Source organism: Candidatus Paralachnospira sp. LCP21S3_A2, assembly GCF_052118925.1.
GTDB lineage: Bacteria > Bacillota > Clostridia > Lachnospirales > Lachnospiraceae > Lientehia.
The window spans coordinates 1-20,741 of record NZ_JBQKGG010000006.1; the positions used below are offsets into that span (position 1 = coordinate 1).

The 20,741-nt window shown below is 41.3% G+C and carries 15 protein-coding genes and 2 pseudogenes; 4 read left to right on the plus strand and 13 right to left on the minus strand.

Features of this window, described 5'->3' with window-relative positions:
• Positions 1-211: 211 nt before the first annotated feature.
• The 3 genes and pseudogenes from ACTQ3K_RS06255 to ACTQ3K_RS06265 all read right to left on the minus strand — a co-directional run.
• A pseudogene (locus tag ACTQ3K_RS06255) lies at positions 212-583 on the minus strand (tyrosine-type recombinase/integrase); the annotation flags it as partial.
• 19 nt (positions 584-602) lie between these two features.
• Positions 603-1,502, minus strand: a complete 900-nt coding sequence (locus tag ACTQ3K_RS06260) for a hypothetical protein (RefSeq protein WP_441566853.1) — start codon at positions 1,500-1,502, stop codon at positions 603-605.
• Positions 1,495-3,807, minus strand: a complete 2,313-nt coding sequence (locus tag ACTQ3K_RS06265; protein WP_441566851.1) for a type II restriction endonuclease subunit M — start codon at positions 3,805-3,807, stop codon at positions 1,495-1,497. The genes ACTQ3K_RS06260 and ACTQ3K_RS06265 overlap by 8 nt, the downstream gene beginning before the upstream one ends.
• Before the next feature lie 302 nt (positions 3,808-4,109).
• Between ACTQ3K_RS06265 and ACTQ3K_RS06270 the strand changes: the two genes are divergently transcribed.
• On the plus strand, positions 4,110-4,394 hold the full coding sequence (locus ACTQ3K_RS06270) for a transposase (RefSeq protein WP_441566849.1): 285 nt from the start codon (positions 4,110-4,112) through the stop codon (positions 4,392-4,394).
• Positions 4,391-5,305, plus strand: coding sequence for an IS3 family transposase (locus ACTQ3K_RS06275; RefSeq protein WP_441566847.1), 915 nt, complete (start codon positions 4,391-4,393; stop codon positions 5,303-5,305). Before ACTQ3K_RS06270 ends, ACTQ3K_RS06275 begins: the two co-directional genes overlap by 4 nt.
• On the opposite strand, the gene ACTQ3K_RS06280 is transcribed toward ACTQ3K_RS06275, so the two are convergent.
• The 5 genes and pseudogenes from ACTQ3K_RS06280 to ACTQ3K_RS06300 all read right to left on the minus strand — a co-directional run bounded on the left by ACTQ3K_RS06280 (position 5,302) and on the right by ACTQ3K_RS06300 (position 9,563).
• Entirely contained in the window at positions 5,302-5,727 is a 426-nt protein-coding gene (locus ACTQ3K_RS06280; protein WP_441566845.1) for a hypothetical protein, read from the minus strand. The genes ACTQ3K_RS06275 and ACTQ3K_RS06280 overlap by 4 nt on opposite strands.
• 629 nt (positions 5,728-6,356) lie before the next feature.
• On the minus strand, positions 6,357-6,986 hold the full coding sequence (locus ACTQ3K_RS06285; protein WP_441566843.1) for a tyrosine-type recombinase/integrase: 630 nt from the start codon (positions 6,984-6,986) through the stop codon (positions 6,357-6,359).
• Positions 6,987-7,156: 170 nt separating this feature from the next.
• Positions 7,157-7,363 (minus strand): annotated as a pseudogene (locus ACTQ3K_RS06290) (cell filamentation protein Fic); the annotation flags it as partial.
• Between the two features lie 163 nt (positions 7,364-7,526).
• Entirely contained in the window at positions 7,527-8,780 is a 1,254-nt protein-coding gene (locus ACTQ3K_RS06295) for an ATP-binding protein (RefSeq protein ID WP_441566841.1), read from the minus strand.
• Between the two features lie 90 nt (positions 8,781-8,870).
• The gene (locus ACTQ3K_RS06300) at positions 8,871-9,563 is read right to left on the minus strand and encodes a Crp/Fnr family transcriptional regulator (protein ID WP_441566839.1); all 693 of its coding nucleotides are present in this window, start codon (positions 9,561-9,563) and stop codon (positions 8,871-8,873) included.
• Between the two features lie 98 nt (positions 9,564-9,661).
• Here ACTQ3K_RS06300 and ACTQ3K_RS06305 point away from each other — a divergent pair, with 98 nt between their 5' ends.
• Together ACTQ3K_RS06305 and hcp are read left to right on the plus strand one after the other, a co-directional pair.
• Positions 9,662-10,381, plus strand: a complete 720-nt coding sequence (locus ACTQ3K_RS06305; protein ID WP_441566837.1) for a 4Fe-4S binding protein — start codon at positions 9,662-9,664, stop codon at positions 10,379-10,381.
• 20 nt (positions 10,382-10,401) lie between these two features.
• Positions 10,402-12,006: a hydroxylamine reductase gene (gene hcp / locus ACTQ3K_RS06310; RefSeq protein WP_441566835.1), complete on the plus strand. Its 1,605-nt coding sequence runs from the start codon at positions 10,402-10,404 to the stop codon at positions 12,004-12,006.
• A gap of 93 nt (positions 12,007-12,099) precedes the next feature.
• Here the strand turns inward: hcp and ACTQ3K_RS06315 are convergent, their stop codons facing one another.
• Genes ACTQ3K_RS06315 through ACTQ3K_RS06335 form a run of 5 tightly spaced genes read right to left on the minus strand, consistent with a single transcriptional unit; the run spans position 12,100 to position 20,604 of the window.
• Positions 12,100-14,280, minus strand: a complete 2,181-nt coding sequence (locus ACTQ3K_RS06315; RefSeq protein WP_441566833.1) for an ATP-binding protein — start codon at positions 14,278-14,280, stop codon at positions 12,100-12,102.
• Positions 14,270-15,085 (minus strand): substrate-binding periplasmic protein, encoded by an 816-nt coding sequence (locus ACTQ3K_RS06320; RefSeq protein ID WP_441566831.1) that lies wholly within the window; start codon positions 15,083-15,085, stop codon positions 14,270-14,272. Before ACTQ3K_RS06320 ends, ACTQ3K_RS06315 begins: the two co-directional genes overlap by 11 nt.
• Positions 15,082-17,805, minus strand: coding sequence for a restriction endonuclease (locus tag ACTQ3K_RS06325; RefSeq protein ID WP_441566828.1), 2,724 nt, complete (start codon positions 17,803-17,805; stop codon positions 15,082-15,084). The genes ACTQ3K_RS06320 and ACTQ3K_RS06325 overlap by 4 nt, the downstream gene beginning before the upstream one ends.
• A 13-nt stretch (positions 17,806-17,818) precedes the next feature.
• Entirely contained in the window at positions 17,819-19,675 is a 1,857-nt protein-coding gene (locus ACTQ3K_RS06330; protein WP_441566826.1) for a site-specific DNA-methyltransferase, read from the minus strand.
• Positions 19,672-20,604 carry a hypothetical protein gene (locus tag ACTQ3K_RS06335; protein ID WP_441566824.1) on the minus strand — a complete coding sequence of 311 codons (933 nt, stop codon included), beginning with the start codon at positions 20,602-20,604 and terminating at the stop codon, positions 19,672-19,674. Before ACTQ3K_RS06335 ends, ACTQ3K_RS06330 begins: the two co-directional genes overlap by 4 nt.
• Positions 20,605-20,741: the final 137 nt, after the last annotated feature.

A 20,741-nucleotide genomic window follows, 5' to 3' on the forward strand; every position in this document is an offset into this window, starting at 1 on the left:
TCTATTATAAAACTGAAGTGGCTCATTATGACCGGAATAGTGGCTCACACATATCCGGAATGGTGGCTCAAGCTTGCCGGACAGGTGGCTCATTGGAGCACAGATTATTCATAATCTGGTTTATTTTTGCATAATATCGTCAGCAAAAGGTGTAAAATAAGGTGTATGTTTTTCCATTTTACACCTTGCTATTTTCAATTAAAAATCGTAATTACACAACCTGAATCCGGGCAACTTCTTCCCTGGCATCCTCAAGATTTACATGCGTATATGTATTCAGCGTTACGCTGATATCTGAGTGGCCCATCAAATATTGCAATGCTTTTGGATTCATTCCGGATTTTGCCATATTTGAGCAATAGGTGTGTCGGCATACATGCGGTGTAATGACAGGCATCTGTACTTTGTAAGTATTATTATACTTCTGAATGATGTGTTGGAAATAATGCTCCCAGTGCAGGGAATAACAGATACTTTCATTTTTATCAAAGTATAAGAATCCACTTTTTCCATCTACCATAGGTTCTGCTTTGGGTGAGTTTCGTTTTTCTATTATTTTCCGAAAGCATTCCTCTACATCTGCGACTCGTAAACATGTTCACTTAATCAGTAATTCCTTTCCATACTATATTACTCAATTCCGAAACTGTTAATTCTCCAGATTGAAATTTTGCCCACGCTCCTGCATAGTCAACATTACTGGTTAACGCTTTTATTTCAAATTCCTTATTGGGAATATATTCTGTTGTTATCACTTTATTAATTTTCATAAGTACATTTTGAAGTATCTGCATTTTAAATAGCTTCATTTTGATTTCCTTATATAAAATATAACTATCCGAAAAACCGTCCGTTCCAAAACTCCAGCCAATGTTTCTCATCTTTTTTAAGAACCTTTTCCTGTTTTTATCTGCATGTACGCTAAAATCATACGTAGGCTCATTGTTTATTGATTCTAGAGAATTAGATGTAATATCATATTTTCCCAAATGTTTTACAAGGTTTTTAAAGTAATTTCTTTTATATCCAAATTCCTTTAAGTCAAAAGTAATTAATTTACCTTCTTCAATATTGAATTCAGAGATTCCATTTGAATAAGTCTTTGAGTAAAACTTACCTTTCTTTGGAATTCCTTTTACTTCTCCTATATGAATAGCGCTTAGTTTTTTAATTTCTTTTCCATTCGCATCAGATTCGTTAATATAATCTGGCTTTACGAAAATATATGCCTTTCCATAAACAGCCATGCTATAAAGGACTCTATCAATAGATTGACTAAACTCATATGAAAAATCATAATGCCTACCGTTTCCAAATAATTCTACAATCTCTTTATCATCTGGAATGATTATATAGAAATCTCTTCTATTAATTTTTTCTTCGCTTAACGAATACTCATAACCTGAAAACAAATCACTGTAAAAACTATGCGAATAAATGTTATCAATGGGACGTTTATATACTTTTTCCATCTTCCTTTTTATTCTTAATATATTATTCATTCAAATCATCCTCCCACGAAAATCTAGTGTGAAATCTCTTTTCCTTAGGGAGTAGCGGATTAATACATATAACCCAAAATACTTCGGATGGATCTGTCGTAAATCCCATATCTAAAAAATTTGAGCAAAATGCTTTAATAATTTTACTATCAGTCTTTATCTCTTGTCTGAACATAACATATTCCGTTTCAATAGTAGCAGACTCTCTTATTGCATTTGCGACAAATTGATTCCACTTTGTTTCAAGGATATCTCTTGCCCCTATACCAAAAAGGAATTTATTTCTCCGTGATGCAAATTCGATTAATTGAGCTGCAAGCTCTGTTGACTTCTCCTCATTCTCTTTTACATTAAGTACAATTTTTGAAGCTTCTTTTACGATACTACACCATTCTACATCTTTAAAAAATTCGCCCCACAATATTCCAAGTCCACCAATTTGTGCCCATTCAACAATCGGAGACGTAAACATATAATATGCATATTCTACTCTATATAAATCTTTGTTCTTTATAAAATCCGTTCTGATATACTCCTGGTATAAAAGCATTATCTTTGTTAAAATCTCAAAATCTTTTTCAAATTGCTTTTTATCTGAGTTGACAATAGCCTCAACCGTATCTTCTGCAATATGGTTATAGCACTCACCTAAAAAGTCAGGATATTCTTCTCTTCTATCCCAATTTTTAATTGCAAAAGCACTTGAACATTTTAGCAACATTTCTGGAAGTTCTTTTTTACATTCCAAAAATTTTTCTTCTACTCCTGCTAATCTACTGTCATCCCATTTATCTGCAGAATCCAAATGATATTTATTTAAATTCTTTTCTACCTGATTTGCAAACTTAAAGAAATTTGACAACTTAGACTCATATTCATAGAATCTCGTAAGCATAATGCACGCTTCATAATACATATTTTTTTCAACAAAAAAACTACTCAATGAATATGCCTGTTCGACCCCTTCCTTAACCATATCAAATAAGGTATTTACATAAACAAACTCCTCTTTTGCCACATACTGCTTAATTAACCAATCAGGAGTGATCCGATGTCCTTCTGTATAAACCTCAGTTATCATCTTCTTATATATTTCTATATAATTTCTTCCCCTAATTGCCTTTATAGAGTTGTATCTCTTTCCGGTGTCAATTCCTTTTATAACCGATTTGCTTATTGCATTAATATCAAGATTACTAAAATACTTACTTGACTCCAATATTATATCCAAATATAAAAGAGAAATATGTTCGACAATTCCTGCAAAGGCAACATTTTCTTCTATTTTAGTGTTATCTACAAAACTTTGAATAACACTTTTTAGCCAATCAATTTGTCCTACATAGTAATTTGCCTCTTTTTGTTCTATTGCGGATTTACAAACTGACTCAAAGACTGAAAAATAACTATATAAAGTCCCCCAGTCATTCCTTTTAATCAAATAATTTACACATGCATGATTTATTGACATTAATTCATCTTCGAACCAATAAAAATCAGGTTTTTCCTTTGGTCTTAATGAGGTTCCTGTTCTTAACGCCATTGAGGTTTCCGTGTCATTAGCAAAATGCCACTTCTGATATACTCCTTTTCTCCTAAACCACAATGAATCTCTCGAAATATGCCTCTTAATAAGCCAATACTGTTCAATAAGGTCTAGATTCGCACACATAAAATTAAGAATAGATGAGCTATCTGCCGAATCAGGATTACATCCATATTTTTGAATAACTTTTAGTAATTCAATTCTATCTGATGCAATCTTACAAAAGTGATTTTGATAATTTGCATCTGATGCATACAGTTCTCGATTAAGACTTTTGGTAATCACTCTTCCTAATGCAATATAAGCATCATCTGATACTCTAAATACATCTGACAACTGGTATGTTCTATTTCCAGTTATTCCAAAAGAAATAACGACCACTATTGACCATATAATTAATATACCGGCAGATACCCAACCAACGTCATATCCCATTAATAATTCAACAAGTATAATTGTTCCATATATTATACAACTACTAATGGCATTTAAACACTTTACCGTCAACCTATCATATTGAAAGGCAATAGCTATTTTTTCTGGAGCATTAGCATATCTTGTAGAATATATACTTGAAATATTAGAGCAATACAATCCTAAAATAACACCTGCAACGCCTAATTCTCCAATAAGTACATCTGACAAAATATTACTATTTATAACCAGTATCACGCCAATGCTAAGTAACAGCTTATCCAACAAACCAAGAATTGTTGCTAATATTATTCCCTTAATAACACCAGAAACAAATCTCTCCAAAAGAAGTCTGTTAAACGACCAATATTCCTTAGATGACTGTCTTCGACTTTCCAAAGTAAAGCGTATCTTTTTAAGTTTAAAAATCCAATTTAATAGTATCTTTCTTATTTTCCAATATCTTTTAGTTTTCAATAGTGTCTATCCCATCTTCTAATTTTACAATAGTGCAATACGCATTGCAATTGCACTTGCTATTCTATTATTAATATTGGTGCTAGAATATAAATAGTACAAGCCAAAATGAGAAATCCCAAATACACATAAGCATGATACAATAGAGACATGCTGAAGGAGGATCTCATATGGCAAAGCAACATGACAAACAATTTAAACTTGATGCAGTCCAGTACTACGAGGATCATAAAGATCTTGGTGTACGTGGATGTGCAGAAAATCTTGGCATCGGATACAGCACATTAACAAAGTGGCTGAAAGACTTCCGGGAATCAGGTGATATTCCTGTTCGTGGTTCTGGTAATTATGCATCTGACGAGCAGAAGGAAATTGCCCGTCTCAGACGTGAATTACGTGATACCCAAGATGCACTTGATGTGTTAAAAAAAGCAATCAACATTCTGGGAAAATGACGGAAGCCATTTATCTCGAAGGGTCTGAGAAGACGGAAGCTGCCAAAAAGGCTGGACGCCGGGTTTCCGTCTCCGGAATGTTGAAATTTCTAGGCGTCTCCCGCTCAGGATATCTTGCATGGCTCCACCACGTACCTTCTGATACAGAAAAACGTCGTGAAGCTGTAAAAGCAAAAATACAGGATATTTATGATGATTCCAAGCAGAACTACGGTGCTCCGAAAATCACTGTAGAACTTCGAAAAACTGGTGAAATCATCTCGGAAAGAACCGTTGGTACATATATGCGCCAAATGGGGATCCGTGCTCAGTGGAGCAAACCATGGACAATCACCACAAAAGATTCCGATTTCAGCACTGAATTACAAAATATCCTTGATGGGCAATTTAATCCTGATCGTCCGAATGCAGTCTGGTGTTCGGATATTACCTACATCTGGACAATAGATGGATTTGTCTATCTGACCAGTGTTATGGATTTATTTTCCAGAAAAATCATAGCCTGGACGCTTTCAGAAACACTGGAAGTATCTTGCGTGATTGATACTATAAACAAAGCCAAAGCTCGCCGAAATATCGATCAACCATTAATTATCCATTCAGATCGGGGCAGCCAATATGTTGCAAAGGAATATAAAAAAGCAACCGAGAATATGCAACGCAGTTATTCGAAGAAAGCTTTTCCGTGGGACAATGCATGCATTGAATCCTTTCATTCTATTATCAAACGTGAATGGCTCAATCGCTTTAAAATTCGCGACTATAAGCAGGCATACCAGTTGATTTTTGAATATCTGGAAGCTTTCTACAATACGAAACGAATTCATAGCCATTGCAACTATATATCGCCAAACGAATTCGAACGAGTGTATGAAAGAACGCACACTGAGGCTGAGCTTCTGGCAGGTTAAAATGGGGAGAAATTTCTCATTTTAACTTGTACTAAATCTTGACATAGGACCAATGATTGTTTATGCTTATCACAAAGGTCATTTACTTTTCTTTTTATTTCCTCTGATTTGCCATTATTTTCAACTTCAAAACCCATTTCTAACGTAGATTTATATCCATTAATGAATGCCATTGATGGTTCAATCCTAATATAGTTTCCTATTCCAAATCCAATTCTCATTGTCTTTATAGCACGGTTAGAAAAATTGTCATATGATATTAATTCTGAAACAGATTCAAACTCAACCTCATCACCATTTATAAGTTGTGCAGAATATTTAGGTTTTTCAAAATATTCTCTTAATAATTCATCTATGTCCTTAAAAAATACATCATTCACAATAATTGCAGATTTATATGATAATTTTCCACTTACTTTCATATACCAACACCTCTTTTCATTTGCATGAATATCTCATTTTTATTATATTCCCACGGAGGAATAGTTTCAACAAAAAGATACCTTTTAACGATTACTACAATCTTTTAACGATTGCCCTAACAATTTAACGATATATCACAACATTTTAACGATTACTCCTAACAATTTAACGATTTCACCAATGCCTAGAAATGCACTAATTTGCCATGTTTTGCTACCTATCTTGTATCTATATCAGAGAACCTTTTAACGATAAGAAGCTCCGGCAAAATGCCAGAGCTCATAACTATTTAACGAAACATACTACAGATATACTATTTGCATTCCGTCATTCGTAGTAAAACAGTAGTCACGTGTTATTGGAAAAAGCAAGATATGCCGCGTTTTGCCGCGATGTGCAACGTATTATTCAAATGTCACAGGACATTGCCGTGACATATAAATAGTATTTTGACCATTTTTTTATCTCCTTTCGTGCCAACGGATTTGAGGCGATAAGCCTTTATTTTTCAACATTTTTGCACATTTTTATATTTAATTGTTTTTCATTTCTCCTCATAAATGAGGGTATTTCACTTTATGCGTTAGAAAGTGTGTTATATCTTTGATATATAACACACCCTCTTTTTTTAGTCTTCGTCGTCCGCTTCTTCGTCAAAATCCGGTTCCGGTTCTTCGTCGTAATCCTCATTTAACGATACTACAGCCGGAGCACGGTCAAGGCTATAAAAATTATATTGCTTGCTTTGTGCCATGTTAAAGAACTGTTCTTTAATGTTTCCGGCTTCAAGGTGCGTATATACATTAAGAGTAAACTCAATTGAACTATGTCCCATAATCATTTGGAGCGTTTTCGGACTTAATCCGGCACAGGCGCACATACTACAGAAAGTATGACGGCAAATGTGAAGCGTAATATTAGGCAATTCCTGTTTATAGGTCTTGTTATACTTATTTACGCTCCATCTAAGGTGGTTCTGCCAATGTTTGGCAACTTCAACGCTATCATTTTTATCAAACCATAAAAAGCCCGTTGCGCTTTCGGTATGGTCGGCATTCCAACTAACAGGTTCTTCTTTTAATACAGGTCTATTATCAATGACGCGTTTAAAACAACGCTCCACATCTCCAAACATAGGCACATCGTGCGTTCCGTTCTCTGTCTTTGGTTCTTCGATATAGTATAACCTGAATAATTCACAGTAAAACCGTGAATTATTCAGGTTTATATTTCTGATTTGTTCCTTTTTGCCTTTCACCCACCCTCTCTTTGAATAATTACATAATATCATAGATGGACGATTTATAACACACCGTCTTTCAATTCATAAAAAAAGATGCTATTTTTTCTTTACTATCTAATATCTCGTCTACTGGTACTCCACATGATTTTGCCAAATCAATCTGTGTCTTACACCGGAGTATTTATCTTCTGTTCTTTCAGAATATCCAACAGAGTAACCGGTTCTTCTTTTCTTTTGTTGGTGCGCTCCGGTTTCTCTGCATTTTCTGGAATGTTCCATGTCTTACCAGTAAGAAACGCACCGTTCACCCGCCCCTGGGCACAGTAATTTCTAACACTACGTTCTGACATATTCCATCTTTTTGCTATATCGGCAACTAAAAGGGATTTCATCTACCATCCTCCACTATAAATCAAAAACATACTAATCTACTGATTCGTATATCACGCCATCGGCAAAAACACCATTCATTTTACCGCATCGCACTTTTTCAGCCGATATAACAACTGTTTCCCAGTCAGATCGATTTAATAAAATAGATTCCTATACCCCCACTCACTTAATTATATATTTAGTTCCTCTGCCTTTTCCTTCAACTGCAACCACGCCTTTTTCTCCCATCGCTTTCAGCAACTGTGTTGTTTTCGATTTACCAAATGGGACATATGGTGCAATTTCACTTATCGGTTTCAGTATTGTCTTACTCAAGATTTTGTAGATCACTTTTTCGTCTTCGGTTAAATCAGCATTCGTTTCAAATGTCGGCAACACAATTTTTATGATATTTTCTGATACTTCAAAATCTGGTTTTATCAGACTCTCTGCATACAGTTGTTTTATTCGTGTAATTCCTGTTCCAAATATCTCTACAAATCCCAGTCTGTAAAATACATTTGCAAGAGTTCTATTTCTTAAAACAGAAAGTTTACCTGATAAATATTCTTCTGCCGTTATTCCAGCAGGCAATCCACCAGGAGATACTACTTCTATCCTATCATCAAACATGGAAACTCTGACGTGTGAATTATCATCCCATACCCTATGAATCAACGCATTGGCAATTGCTTCTCTGAATGCTGCTTCCGGTATTTTCTCCATCTTCGTTCTGTCAGCGCCCTGTATTACTTCATATTGATAATAATCTCTAAATACATCTATTGCCTTTTCATATACATCTAGGGCCGATGTGTTTTCGAAGGTCGCTCTCTTTTGAATGATACTGATGTTTTCTCCGAATTCGACAATATCAATTCCCGGGAAATGATTTTTATCTGACAGAATTCCTGCTGCATTATTGAAGCCATTTACATTGTCATACAGGTTCAATATCTTTAAAGTATCCTGATCAAACATTTGAATCTGAATATTTTCTTTCAGTCTACGATGTAGAATTTCAAAAGATAACTCCTGATCTTTACAAGGTAGTTCTTCGAAGCTAATATTTTTTCCATCTAATACAAGCCTTGAAAATTCCAGTGTATCTACCTCTATCGTTGCTGTATCATTTCGTTTGTATGCTTTTGATTTATATAAATATGGCTTCTGAAGACCACTTTTTATAGTGAGTTTTATCGTCTGATCGTTATTTTGTATTTCAAGTGTATAGTTTGGTTGAGGTGATATGCTGTCATTGATCTTATTTTCGATATCCAGGCAAGCCTGTTTTATATCTAGCAATCCTTTCACGTTTCCATCATCATCAACACCAAAAAGAATGGTTCCACCATTATAATTCGAAAAGGCACTGACGGTTTTCAAAAAAGTATTCGTAATTGTTTCCTTGAATTCCAATATTCTTGTTTCACGCATAGTAATCTCCCCCTTTCAAATCTAATGATTAAATTATATGCATATCCGCGCAAAAATCAATCGTAAATTTTTACGATTGATTTTTTGACGTCATATTTTCACTTCAGAACCCGAATCATTACAAACAGTCAATTCAAAATGATTTCTGTTTGTTTTTATAAATCCTTCTCTTTGCAGCTTTGATATCTCCGTAGACATTGCCGCACGGTCAATACAAAGATAATCTGCCAGCTGCTGGCGGTCAAAGGGAATATCAAACGACAGCGACGAATGTCTGATGGATTCTGCAGACAGATACGACAATAGTTTATCCCTTGTCGTTCGCTTGCCAACATGTGTGATCTTATCGTTCAGGATCAGTATCTTATTTGCCAGGACACTGACCAGGTTGCGGATCAGTTTCTGATGATGTTCACATGCTGCTGAGCAGGAAACCAGAATCCTCTGAACATTTAATAAAATGATCTCACAATCCTCATCCGCTGCCACACTGACATTCAGAACCGCTCCCGAACTTGCTGCATATGGTTCGCCAAAAAAATCACCCGCATGACATTTTGACAAAATATTCCGATGTCCCCACAGATCTTCCTGAATAACAAGAACACAGCCGGACACCACAAGTCCCATTACATCGGTAGAATCTCCTGCTCTGAATATATATGAATCCCGTTTTCTGGAAATTGTCACTGCATTTACACAATGCAGTACCGATAATATCTCACTGTCAGAAAGACCTTTAAAAAAAGGACTGGTTCTTAGAATGGGCAAATATTTTTTCAAAACAAACCCTCCTGTTGGAAATCAAACATACAAGTTATCGTTATCATACTATAATTCTAACAGAAATAAAAGGTAAATGATTCTGACGGAGGAAAAACATGATAAGAAAAATTATTCGGATCGATAAAGAACAATGCAACGGCTGCGGTGCCTGTGCAGATGCCTGCCACGAAGGAGCCATTGATATCATTCATGGAAAAGCAGAATTGGTAAGAGAACACTTCTGTGACGGATTAGGGGACTGTCTCCCGGAATGTCCGACAGGAGCCATTTCTTTTGAAGAACGAGAAGCTCCTGAATACGATGAAGAAGCCGTGAAGGAGGCTCAGAAAAACCTATTTATCAAGCATCCGGCAGGTTCTGTTCGCACCGGCTGTCCCGGATCTAAAAGTATGCAGATCCGCCAACCGGAAACAACAGAATTGTCAAAACCATCTTCCATCGCAGCTTCAATATCAAAGCTTCAGAACTGGCCGGTGCAGATTAAGCTGGCACCTGTCAATGCACCGTATTTTAACAGGGCAAAGCTTTTGATCGCAGCCGATTGTACCGCTTACGCTTACGCAGGCTTTCATCAGGATTTTATCCGGAATAAGGTAACTCTCATTGGCTGTCCAAAATTAGATCAGATGGATTACAGTGAAAAGCTGACTGCAATTATTCAAAATAATGATATTCAAAGTGTGACAATTGTAAGAATGGAGGTTCCATGCTGCGGCGGCCTGGAGATGGCAGCCAAAAAAGCGCTTCAGAACAGTGGAAAATTCATACCATGGCAGGTCGTAACGATAAGTATTGACGGAAAAATTATAGAATAAAAATAAAGGAGAATATAAAAATGGATAAGAAAATGTTTTGTTATCAGTGTGAACAGACCGCCGGATGTAGCGGATGCACCGGAAATGCCGGTGTCTGTGGAAAAAAAGCGGATACCGCCAGATTGCAGGATGAACTGACGGGTGCGCTGATCGGTCTGGCAAGAGCAGTCAATGATGCAGAAACGATTTCCAAAAGAACCGGGCAGCTCATAATTGAAGGACTGTTTACTACCGTTACAAATGTGAGCTTTGACAATACGGCGATTGAAACGATGATACGAAAGGTCAGAGCCGAGAAAGAACGACTGGTTCCCGACTGCAGCAGCTGTCAGTCTCCATGCGGTAAGACAGAGGAATACGACATGCAGCAGCTGTGGAATGCCGATGAAGATATCCGCTCCCTGAAATCTCTTATTCTTTTCGGGATTCGCGGAATGGCTGCCTATGCCTATCATGCAAATGTTCTGAATTATGAAGATGCCGAGGTGAATCGCTTCTTCTGCGAAGCATTATTTAAGATCGGTTATGAAGAACGTATGGAAGAACTGCTTCCTGCCGTTCTGAAAGTAGGGGAAATCAATCTGAAGTGCATGGCACTTCTTGATAAGGCAAATACAGAAACCTACGGCACGCCAGAACCAACTACGGTAACACTTACCATAGAAAAGGGACCTTTTATTGTCGTGACCGGACATGATCTGAAAGACCTTCAGCTTTTGCTTGAACAGACAGAGGGAAAAGGAATCAATATCTATACGCATGGTGAAATGCTCCCTGCCCATGCCTATCCGTTCTTAAAAAAATTCTCTCATCTGAAGGGAAATTTCGGAACTGCATGGCAGAATCAGCAGAAAGAGTTTGACCATCTTCCGGCTCCGATCCTTTACACTACCAACTGTCTGATGCCGCCGAAAAACAGCTACGCCGACAGGGTATTTACAACAGAAATGGTTGCCTTCCCAGGTGCCGTTCATATCGATGAGAAGAAAGATTTCACACCGGTCATTGAAAAAGCACTGGAACTGGGTGGTTATAAAGAAAATCAGATGCTCGCAGGCATCAACGGCGGATCAAAAGTAACAACCGGTTTTGGTCATGCAGCGATCCTGTCCCATGCAGGTACTGTAGTAGAAGCCGTAAAATCAGGGGCGATCCGCCATTTCTTCCTGGTTGCCGGCTGTGATGGTGCCAAACCGGGTCGAAACTATTACACAGAATTCGTGAAACAGGCACCTTCTGACAGTATGATCCTCACCCTGGCATGTGGCAAATTCCGTTTCAATGATCTCGATCTGGGAGAAATCGGTGGTCTGCCACGACTGATGGATATGGGACAATGCAATGATGCTTATGGTGCGATCCAGGTTGCCGCAGCGCTTGCGGATGCATTTGGATGTTCCGTAAATGAGCTTCCGCTTTCCTTCGTCCTCTCCTGGTATGAGCAGAAGGCTGTCTGCATCCTGTTAACGCTTCTGCATCTTGGTATCAAAAACATCCGTCTTGGTCCTTCTCTTCCGGCATTTTTGTCTCCCAATATTCGGAGCTTTCTGGTGGAGCATTATGGCATTGCACCTGTCACCACACCGGAGGAAGACATCAAAGTGCTGATGAACCACGGTAAATAACTTGTAATAAATAAATTGCAGTGAGCAAATTCACAGATCCGCAGACCGAAGAGTCCTGCCTGCAGGATTCTCCGCCTGCGGAGTGTTTTTGTTTCATTTAGAAATTTTACCGAATCTGTGTTCCACTAATTCGTGAATTACCTTTACCAATACCTTCGCATCAACAGGTTTTACAATATGCTCATCCATTCCGGCCTCTTTTGCGCTCAGTCTGTCCTCCGTGAACGCATTTGCCGTCATTGCAATGATCGGTATTACCTTTGCATCCGCTCTCTCCAGAGAGCGGATCGTCTTTGCAGCTTCATAACCACTCATGACCGGCATCATAATATCCATAAGAATGACATGAAACTCACCAGGTTCACTTTTTCTGAACAGCTCGACAGCCTCCTGGCCATTCCATGCTTTGGTCACGGCAGCGCCTTCATTCTGAAGCACAAATTCTGCTATTTCCATATTCAGCTCATTGTCTTCTGCCAGAAGAATATGCAGTCCCCGAATAGAAGCTTCTGTTTTTTCTCCGGTTTCAGATTTGTCGCTCCTGTCTGTATCAATCTGGAACGGAATACGGATCACAAATGTCGTCCCTGCACCCTCTTCACTTTCAAAGGTAATCGTTCCACCCATCTTCTCAACCAGCTTTTTGGTAATCGGCATTCCCAGACCTGTTCCTGCGAATTTTGTGCGGCTTCCTGTATGCTCCTGTGCAAACGGTTCAAAAATACGTTTCTGGAACGTCTCTGCCATCCCGATTCCGGTATCCCGGCAGACAAATTCTATCACGGTCATTCCAGGCTGTTCGGATGCAATTTCCCTGCAGCTGATATAGATACTTCCATTTTCCCTGTTATATTTCACCGCATTCGACAGGATATTCATCAGGATCCGTTTCACATGCCCCGGACTTCCGATCAGATTCCGGTGTGTAACTTCTTTTTCTTCCCACACAATCCGGATATTCTGTTCGGCAGCCATATGCTCGATCACAACATAGATTTCCTCAAAAACACGTTTCAGATTAAATGGCCTGTTTTCCAGAACCACTTCTCCCGACTCCAGCTTGCTCATATCCAGAATATCGTTCAGCAATTCCAGTAACAGATGAGCCGTCGCTTTGGCTTTTGTTCTGCATTCCGTCTGTTTCTCCATATCATCCGCATAATGGTCAGCCATATCAAGTATCCCGAAGATTCCATTGATCGGTGTCCGGATGTCATGGCTCATCCTTTGGAGAAATTCTGTCTTCGCCCGATTGGCAGCCTCTGCCTTTTTGGCTGCTGTCAGAAGTTCCGCTTTATACTTCTCCTCTTTTTCCATCTCCTGCTTCTGGTTTGCCAGATTGGTTCGGTATACCCAGAGCCAGAACATACTAAAAAGCAGGAAATACAGAAAAATAACACCGGCTACATTTAATGGAAGGTTGTGAAATACTACCGTATCCGGAAGATATGTATAGATATAGTAATCCCGCTGCCTTAACATGATTCCATAATATCCGTTTCCCTCATTCTTCAAATGAAAAATGTGCTGACTGTCTGTATGCATTTTCATCGCCTGAACAACCTCGTTATCAGCAGTCTTCTGCCCCAATAGACTCTCATTGTTGCTGGCAATGATCGTCCCCTCATCTGCAACAATAATCGTTCCATCCTTCATGGTGCTGTAACCGCTTAAGAGATTTTGTATCGTCAGATTATAATTTCTGGCGAACTCAAAAGATGTATGATAGTAGCTCACTACGATACCTGGTGCATCTTTTCTGGCACAGGCTGCAAGGTCAATGTATGATCCGTCTTTTCTGTTGATCCGTTCCGAATAGATTCGTTCCTCATAACCGGTAAACTCCATGATCATATCTTTTTGAATATAATCGCTAATCTCATTGGCCAGAGTCTCATCCACGCTGTATTCGCAGACGATCCTTCCTTCTGTATCCAGAACAAGGATCCCGTCCATCCAGAGGTTCCGAAGATTTTCTTTTAAAAATTCCTGATTTAGCTGACCGCCATTTTCTGTTTCCAGGTCAATATTCATACTCGTCTGTCTGGCGCTTTCAATTGCACGGAGGAGACTTTTGGATTCCGAAGCTTCATTGTAATGGGTATAGGTTGAGCACTGTACTTTGACATAGTTTACAATCTCCACCATTCTTTTCTCCGCATCCGCTTTTTCTGCATGAAAGGAATAATACAGGGAGACGGCAGCCACACAGATTCCAAGTAAAACGCCGGCTCTTCGAATCCATTTTTCCTTTGTCCTTCTCTTAATATCCAAGCCCTTCCACCTCCAGATACTTTTCCGGATCATCCAGATATTTTTCAATGATCCTCAAGGTAGTACCGTCCTGCCTCATCTCTTCCAGCGTCTGCTCCATCTGTTCACAGATTCCCCGATCATCATTTTTTGCGAAAGCAACACCTATTCCGGTGATCAGCAGCGGTTCTTCCAGAATACGGAAGCTTGCATCATAATCCTTCCTATACTGGACAATCGATTCCTCATGCGCGGCTACGGCATCCACATACCCTTTCCCCAGAAACGTATAGATCAGTTCCCTGTGTCCAAGGCTGATCAGATTGCCCAGTTTGGGGATTCTCTCATCCGTCTGGTTCAGGAAAATCTCCTCCGGCTTGGTTGTAGACTGGACAGCCAGGTTCTTACCCTCCAGGTCGCTCAGTCTGTAAATATCACTGCTCTCATTTACCGCAACTACCTGACGGCTTGCTATGTACGGTCCGGCCCATCGGTACTCATCCAGACGCCCTTCCATGGAAAAGCAACCCATGATACAATCAATCTCCCCGCTCTCCACCAGCTTTTTTTTATCCTCCAAGTTGATCTGAACAATGTCCAACTGATACCCCATTCTTTTGAAGGCTTCTGTGGCCAGCTCTACATCAATTCCGGTCGGGATTCCATCCTCATTCAGGTAATTGTATGGCGGATAACTGTCACTGCCCAGTGTGATGACCGGCTGTTCTGTTTCTTTTTTACTGGTACTTGCATTTTTACATCCTGCCAGGGCAGCTGATAAAGCTCCCACAAGCAGAATCGCTGCGATCACTCGTTTTCCTTTCATTTTCCTTCCATCCCTGCTGTTCTTTTATCGTTTTCCGGATACCCATCTGCCACATCGTAAATCACCTGTCCTCCGCTGACAGCCTTGAAATGCTCTCGCGCGCAATGGCGCTTCGCCTCCTCGAGCCATCGTGATTCCTTTGTGTCTGTGGAGCCTCTGAGCTCTGCAACAACATACGCATACATTGCCGTTCCCGTTTTTAACGCAATTGCCCAGTCCGGATTATAATGTCCAAACGGTGTGGAAACAGAAAAGCGGTCCGGCAGTTTTACATAGACGGCGACTTCCGATGACGCTTCCAGCGCCTCAATGAACTTACGCTCGGATTCCGAAGCATAAATTGCATGATCATACAGATGCTTCTCTGTTTTCATGACATTCACGCCAGGTTTCCCTTTTATAACGCTATCCGTAAAAAGCTCTGTATCATACCGCTCATCCAGAGCCTCATACGAAATATGCCGGATGACTGCCTCTGCCTTCTCCTGATCGATCAGCCTGCCAGCCTGAAACATAAATGCTTCCGGATTATCTTTAAACTGATCAAACACGGAAGGCCTGATCCCCGCAAGGATCCGGATTATGGCTTTTCTTGTAAGCCCGGTTTTCTCCGCCAGCGTTCCTACAAGGTCATACTTCTCGCCGGTCTCAGTCTGAATACTGAGCTTTGGCACATGAAGCCTGGCATCAAGTGCTTCTGTCGCTTTCCGCACCAGCTCATCCGTGTCAAAATCAACCACATATGCTGTTTTTGTATTGATCCTGCTCCACAATGCCTGAAATTCCGGCATGGAAAGCTTTTCCGGATCAACGTGAAGCTCCACCCTGCTGCTTCTGGCATTCTCCGGCCTCATGATGCTGCCATCACAAGCTGCCTCCGCCCGTCCGGTTGTCTCTGCCATTTCCGACTGAAGCTTCTTTGCAAACGCATCGTAGCTTTCACTGGCAATGACCGTAAGCACATTGATGTTGTGGACATCGGCTCCCAGTACACTCTCGTCCATGCGCTCTCCATGTTCATTGACACAGAGACGCATGCCGCGGCCGACCTCCTGGCGTTTGCGAACCTCGCTGCTGCTTTGCTTTAATGTACAGATCTGAAACACATTTGGATTATCCCATCCCTCTTTCAGTGCAGAATGGGAAAAAATAAATCTGACCGGCGACTTCTGTGGATCACGGTCCAGAAGAAGCTCCTTGTTCTTCATGATCAGATCATATGCCCCCGCATCATCGGAAGAAGTCTCGCTGCGTCTGACCTTACTGTTGATCATGCGGCCTTTTTTATCAATGGAAAAGTATCCGGCGTGCGTCTTTTTTGCAGCAATCCTCCGCAAATATCCGGCATATTCCTCCTCACCGGCCTTATACGCAAGACTGCGGACAATCTTCTCATATTCCTGTTCAAACAGATCCGCAAACATCCCATTCACCGGTTTCCCGGATCTGTCATATGTTCTGTAATGGGCAACCTCGTCAATGAAGAACAGGGACAGAACCTTGATACCCATATGAAACAGCCGGCGTTCCCGTTCAATGTGGGAAAGGATCGTCTCTCGGATCTGGATTCTGCGGAGCTGCTCCTCACTCACCTGACCGCTCATATCTCCGGCATACAGTCTGATTCCGTTAACAAATTCAATCGAATCCTCACGCCCGTCAATATTCTTAATAATAAAGTGATTTCTGTATTCCTCCAGCTCTCCGGAATTCGGATACAAGTCGAATCCAATCCCAGCCTTCACGGAAATCTCTTTGATCCCGGAGCTGCTTCTGGAATGAAACTGAAGCACTGCGCCCGGATCCGCTTTGGACAGGTCGATCCCCTCCAAATACACATAGCTGTCGGTCACCTCCGTCCCGGATTTCCGAATGCCCTTCACTACAATCTTTTTTACCAGCTTTCTGTTATATGCCTCCAGCGCATCCATACGGTACACCATATTGTAGATGCTGCCGCTCTTATGAGTCGCGGAATAACGCAAGGTCATCAGCGGATGGAATTCCTCCAGATTTTTCTTCGTCTGCTTTCCCTCTACCGACTGAGGCTCATCGATGATCACGATCGGATTGGTTCCGGCGATCATGTCGATAGGTCTTCTGGAGCGGAATTCATCCAGCTTCATATAGATTCTCCGGGCATCTTTCCCCTTTGCATTGAATGACTGGGAATTGATGATCATGACATTGATCGAAGGGTCGGACGCAAACCGGTCAATCTCCGTAAGCTTCGCCGAATTATAACTGAAAAACCTGATTTTCTTTCCGTATTCTTCCGCAAAATGCTCCTGCGTGACCTGAAAGGTCTTGTACACACCCTCACGGATCGCAATGCTCGGCACAATGATCACAAACTTGCTCCAGCCGTAATGCCGGTTCAGCTCATACATGGTTTTGATATAAGTATAGGTCTTGCCAACGCCGGTCTCCATTTCAACCGTTAAATTATAGGTTCCCTCCAGTCTTGGAGAAGGATCGATCTGATTTCGTTTCTGTATCGTCCGGATATGCTCCAGAATGATCGGATCCTTCAGTTCCGGTACGATCCGCTGATTTCCCCATCCGGTGAATTCCTGTGCTTCCGCCGGGGACATCTGATGCGTTCCATTGTCCCTGTCCGTCCGATAAGAAGAAGTTTGATATGGCTGTCCCGCAAACACATCGACGACAGCTTTTGCGGCATCCTCCTGGAACTTCTGATGCCTGAATTGCAGCTTCATTGACTTCTCCTCCTTAAATCACTTTGACAGCCGTATCCGGAGCCATCCGTTTAAACAGTTCTCCCACATTGATCTTTGATGCACTTCCGGAGAAGCTGTGATCCCGGAACACCACACGAAGAGGCTTCTGCCTTGCGATCTCCTTCATCACACTCTCCGGAATATTCTCATCAAAACAGGCGATCAGATCCCCTGCATTATAATTATGAACGGTACAGCCTTCTATCAGGTCTGAATGGTAGGGCAGGGATAACGGAAGTCCCCAGTCCAGAAGACAGCCAAACAACAGGTCCAGATCGGTCCGATCCGGTTTTACACTGGATTCCAGCATAAAAAGCAGCTCCTGCGAATATTCTGCGGGACTGTAATAAACTTCCCTCCTGTTCGTTGTGTCCACAGAAAATACCCGGAATCCATAATCAATGTCTGCGCCCGTTTCTTCTTTTATTTTTTTGGCCGCTCTCCGGATCCGTTCCTCCCCGATCTGGCAGATTGTTTCATATCCCAGCCTGTATGCTTCTGTTTTCTCCCCGCATTTCTCCGGGAGCTGAATCAGGATAAACTTTCGTTTTCCGTTTCCTTCCGAATTTAATTTCATGACTGCATGAGCCGTTGCTGCCGATCCGGAAAAGAAATCCAGAACCACATCTCCATCCTTCACATTGGCCACTTTCATAATAGCTCGCAGCAGTTCAACCGGTTTGGGATTACTGAACACATTTTTTACGCCAAACAATCCGGTCATACAGTCATTAGCCCCCTGATTGTGGCCGAACTGCTCATGGGGCCACCAGTTGGTGGCACACTGTCCCTCCTCTTCCCGTTCAAACTGATAATACTTCTTTCGGGGCATTCCGTCTCCGCCCTTTGGAAAATACATCCGTCCTTCTTCCAGATACTTTTTATAAGTCGATTCATCCCCCATCCACTCTTCATCCAGGATTTTTCCTGTGGGGGTCACGATCTGATACCGGCTGCCATTCTGACCGGAACCGGTCTTCCAGGGCTTGCTGGCCCAGGGACCTCTTGGATCATGATCCGCATTGGTAAAGGATGCCGTAAGATCCAGCTTTCCCACGCCCACCTGCTTTAAATACACACTGTCCTTCGCATAGACTAAAATATGCTCGGCAACAATGCCGATCATCTTTGTTTTGTCATTGGGCTGATTATGCCGTCTTCTCCAGTGAATATGCCCCTCAAAATTCTGTTTTCCAAATATTTCGTTGCAGATCAGTTTCAGATTTTCCACTTCATTATCATCAATGCTGATGAAAATCACGCCATCCTGCGAAAGCAGATTCCGCGCAAGAAATAATCTCGAAAACATCATCGAGCACCATTTTGAATGGAAACGGCCGCTGGTTTCTGAATTGACCGACATACGGGTTCCATCTTCATCCACCCGTCCGGCCTCCATCTCATATTCCGCAGCCGAAACCTTAAAGGAATCATTATAAATGAAATCGCTTCCCGTGTTATACGGCGGATCAATATAGATCAGCTTTACACTCTCCAGATAGCTCTCCTGTAAAAGCTTCAGAGCATCCAGATTATCTCCTTCAATATAGATATTTTCCGTTGAATCCCAGTTCACGCTCTTCTCTGTCTGCGGGCGCAGCGTTTTCTTAACCGGTGTATTGGCATCCACGATCGCCTGCTTTTTCCCCACCCAAGACAGTCCATAGAACTCCTCTCCCTCTATGACCACATCGGAAAGCATCTGTTTCAGCATATCGAAATCTACTGCTTTCCGCTCCCTTCCATCTGCTCCGATGGTCTCGGTTATACAGCCCGGAAACAGTCTGCCGATTGCATTGATATTCTGTTCTGTCTGATTCCTGCTTTGCATGTTCACGTTCTCGATCATCTGATTTTCTCCTGCCGTTTTAAAACGTCTGTGATAAATTGATCCGCAAAGGCCCTCATCTGATCAGCTTTTCTGTAATTAGGCAATGGAATCTCATATCGTTCACTTGCGAACAGGGCATCCGCCGATCCATCCAGTTTTTCTATGATCATATAAGGAATCTCCTCCTGTATCGGATAGTATAACACAAACAGATCGGTATGGAGCCGGTCCCGCAGAAGTGCCAGGCTCTTGTATTTCAAATTATCCTTCTGTAGATAGTTTGTGATTTTCTGATCCGCAAACGGGATCTTTGATCTTGCTGTATGCTTTTTAAATTCAAGGATCGCTGCTGCCTCATTTTTTCCATCAAAAATCACGGTATCCGCATCCCCCGGCCAAAAATATGGCTGGTGCGACAGATACCCCTCCAGAGACGATGTGGCATATATAAGCCCGGCACTCCCGATGGGCGCCGGACGTTTTCTTAATTGTTCGATTTTCTCCTGTATTTCCTTTGCATCGTACCGCGCGACCGAATTTTTCTTATATCTGGACAGATCCAGCTCCACAACCTTTTCCTGTCCATTTTCCCACTGCGCTTCCGGGACATCCCGAAACAGCATATATTTTTCTTTCATTCCCTGCGCGGCCAGAAACAGATATATCCGGTTGGACTTTTCTTTTCCATCGCACGCCGAGATCAGCTTTAACAGCTCCGTTTCACTTTTTTCCTGGATCGAGTCCGAATCACTGATCCGCTTGATCCACACTTCATCACACACCTGCTCCGATTCCCAGTCTACAAAAAAGTCAAACGATGCCGCATACAGATTCCGTTCCCGAAACGGCTGCGAATCAAACCACTCCTCCGGGTCTCCGCAAACATGATTTATCTGAGCTTTCCGTGTACGGTTAGCTGCCAACGCAAGAATCGGTTTTCTAAGCATATTTTTTCCCTTCTATTCTTTCAAATGATTTTCTGTCAATCTTTTGTCTTTCTTCTCTGGTTGTATCTTTAATTAAAGATCCTGCCATCGTCATTCCGCCTACCTTTGAAGAATCTCCCTCTCATTTCGTAATGAGC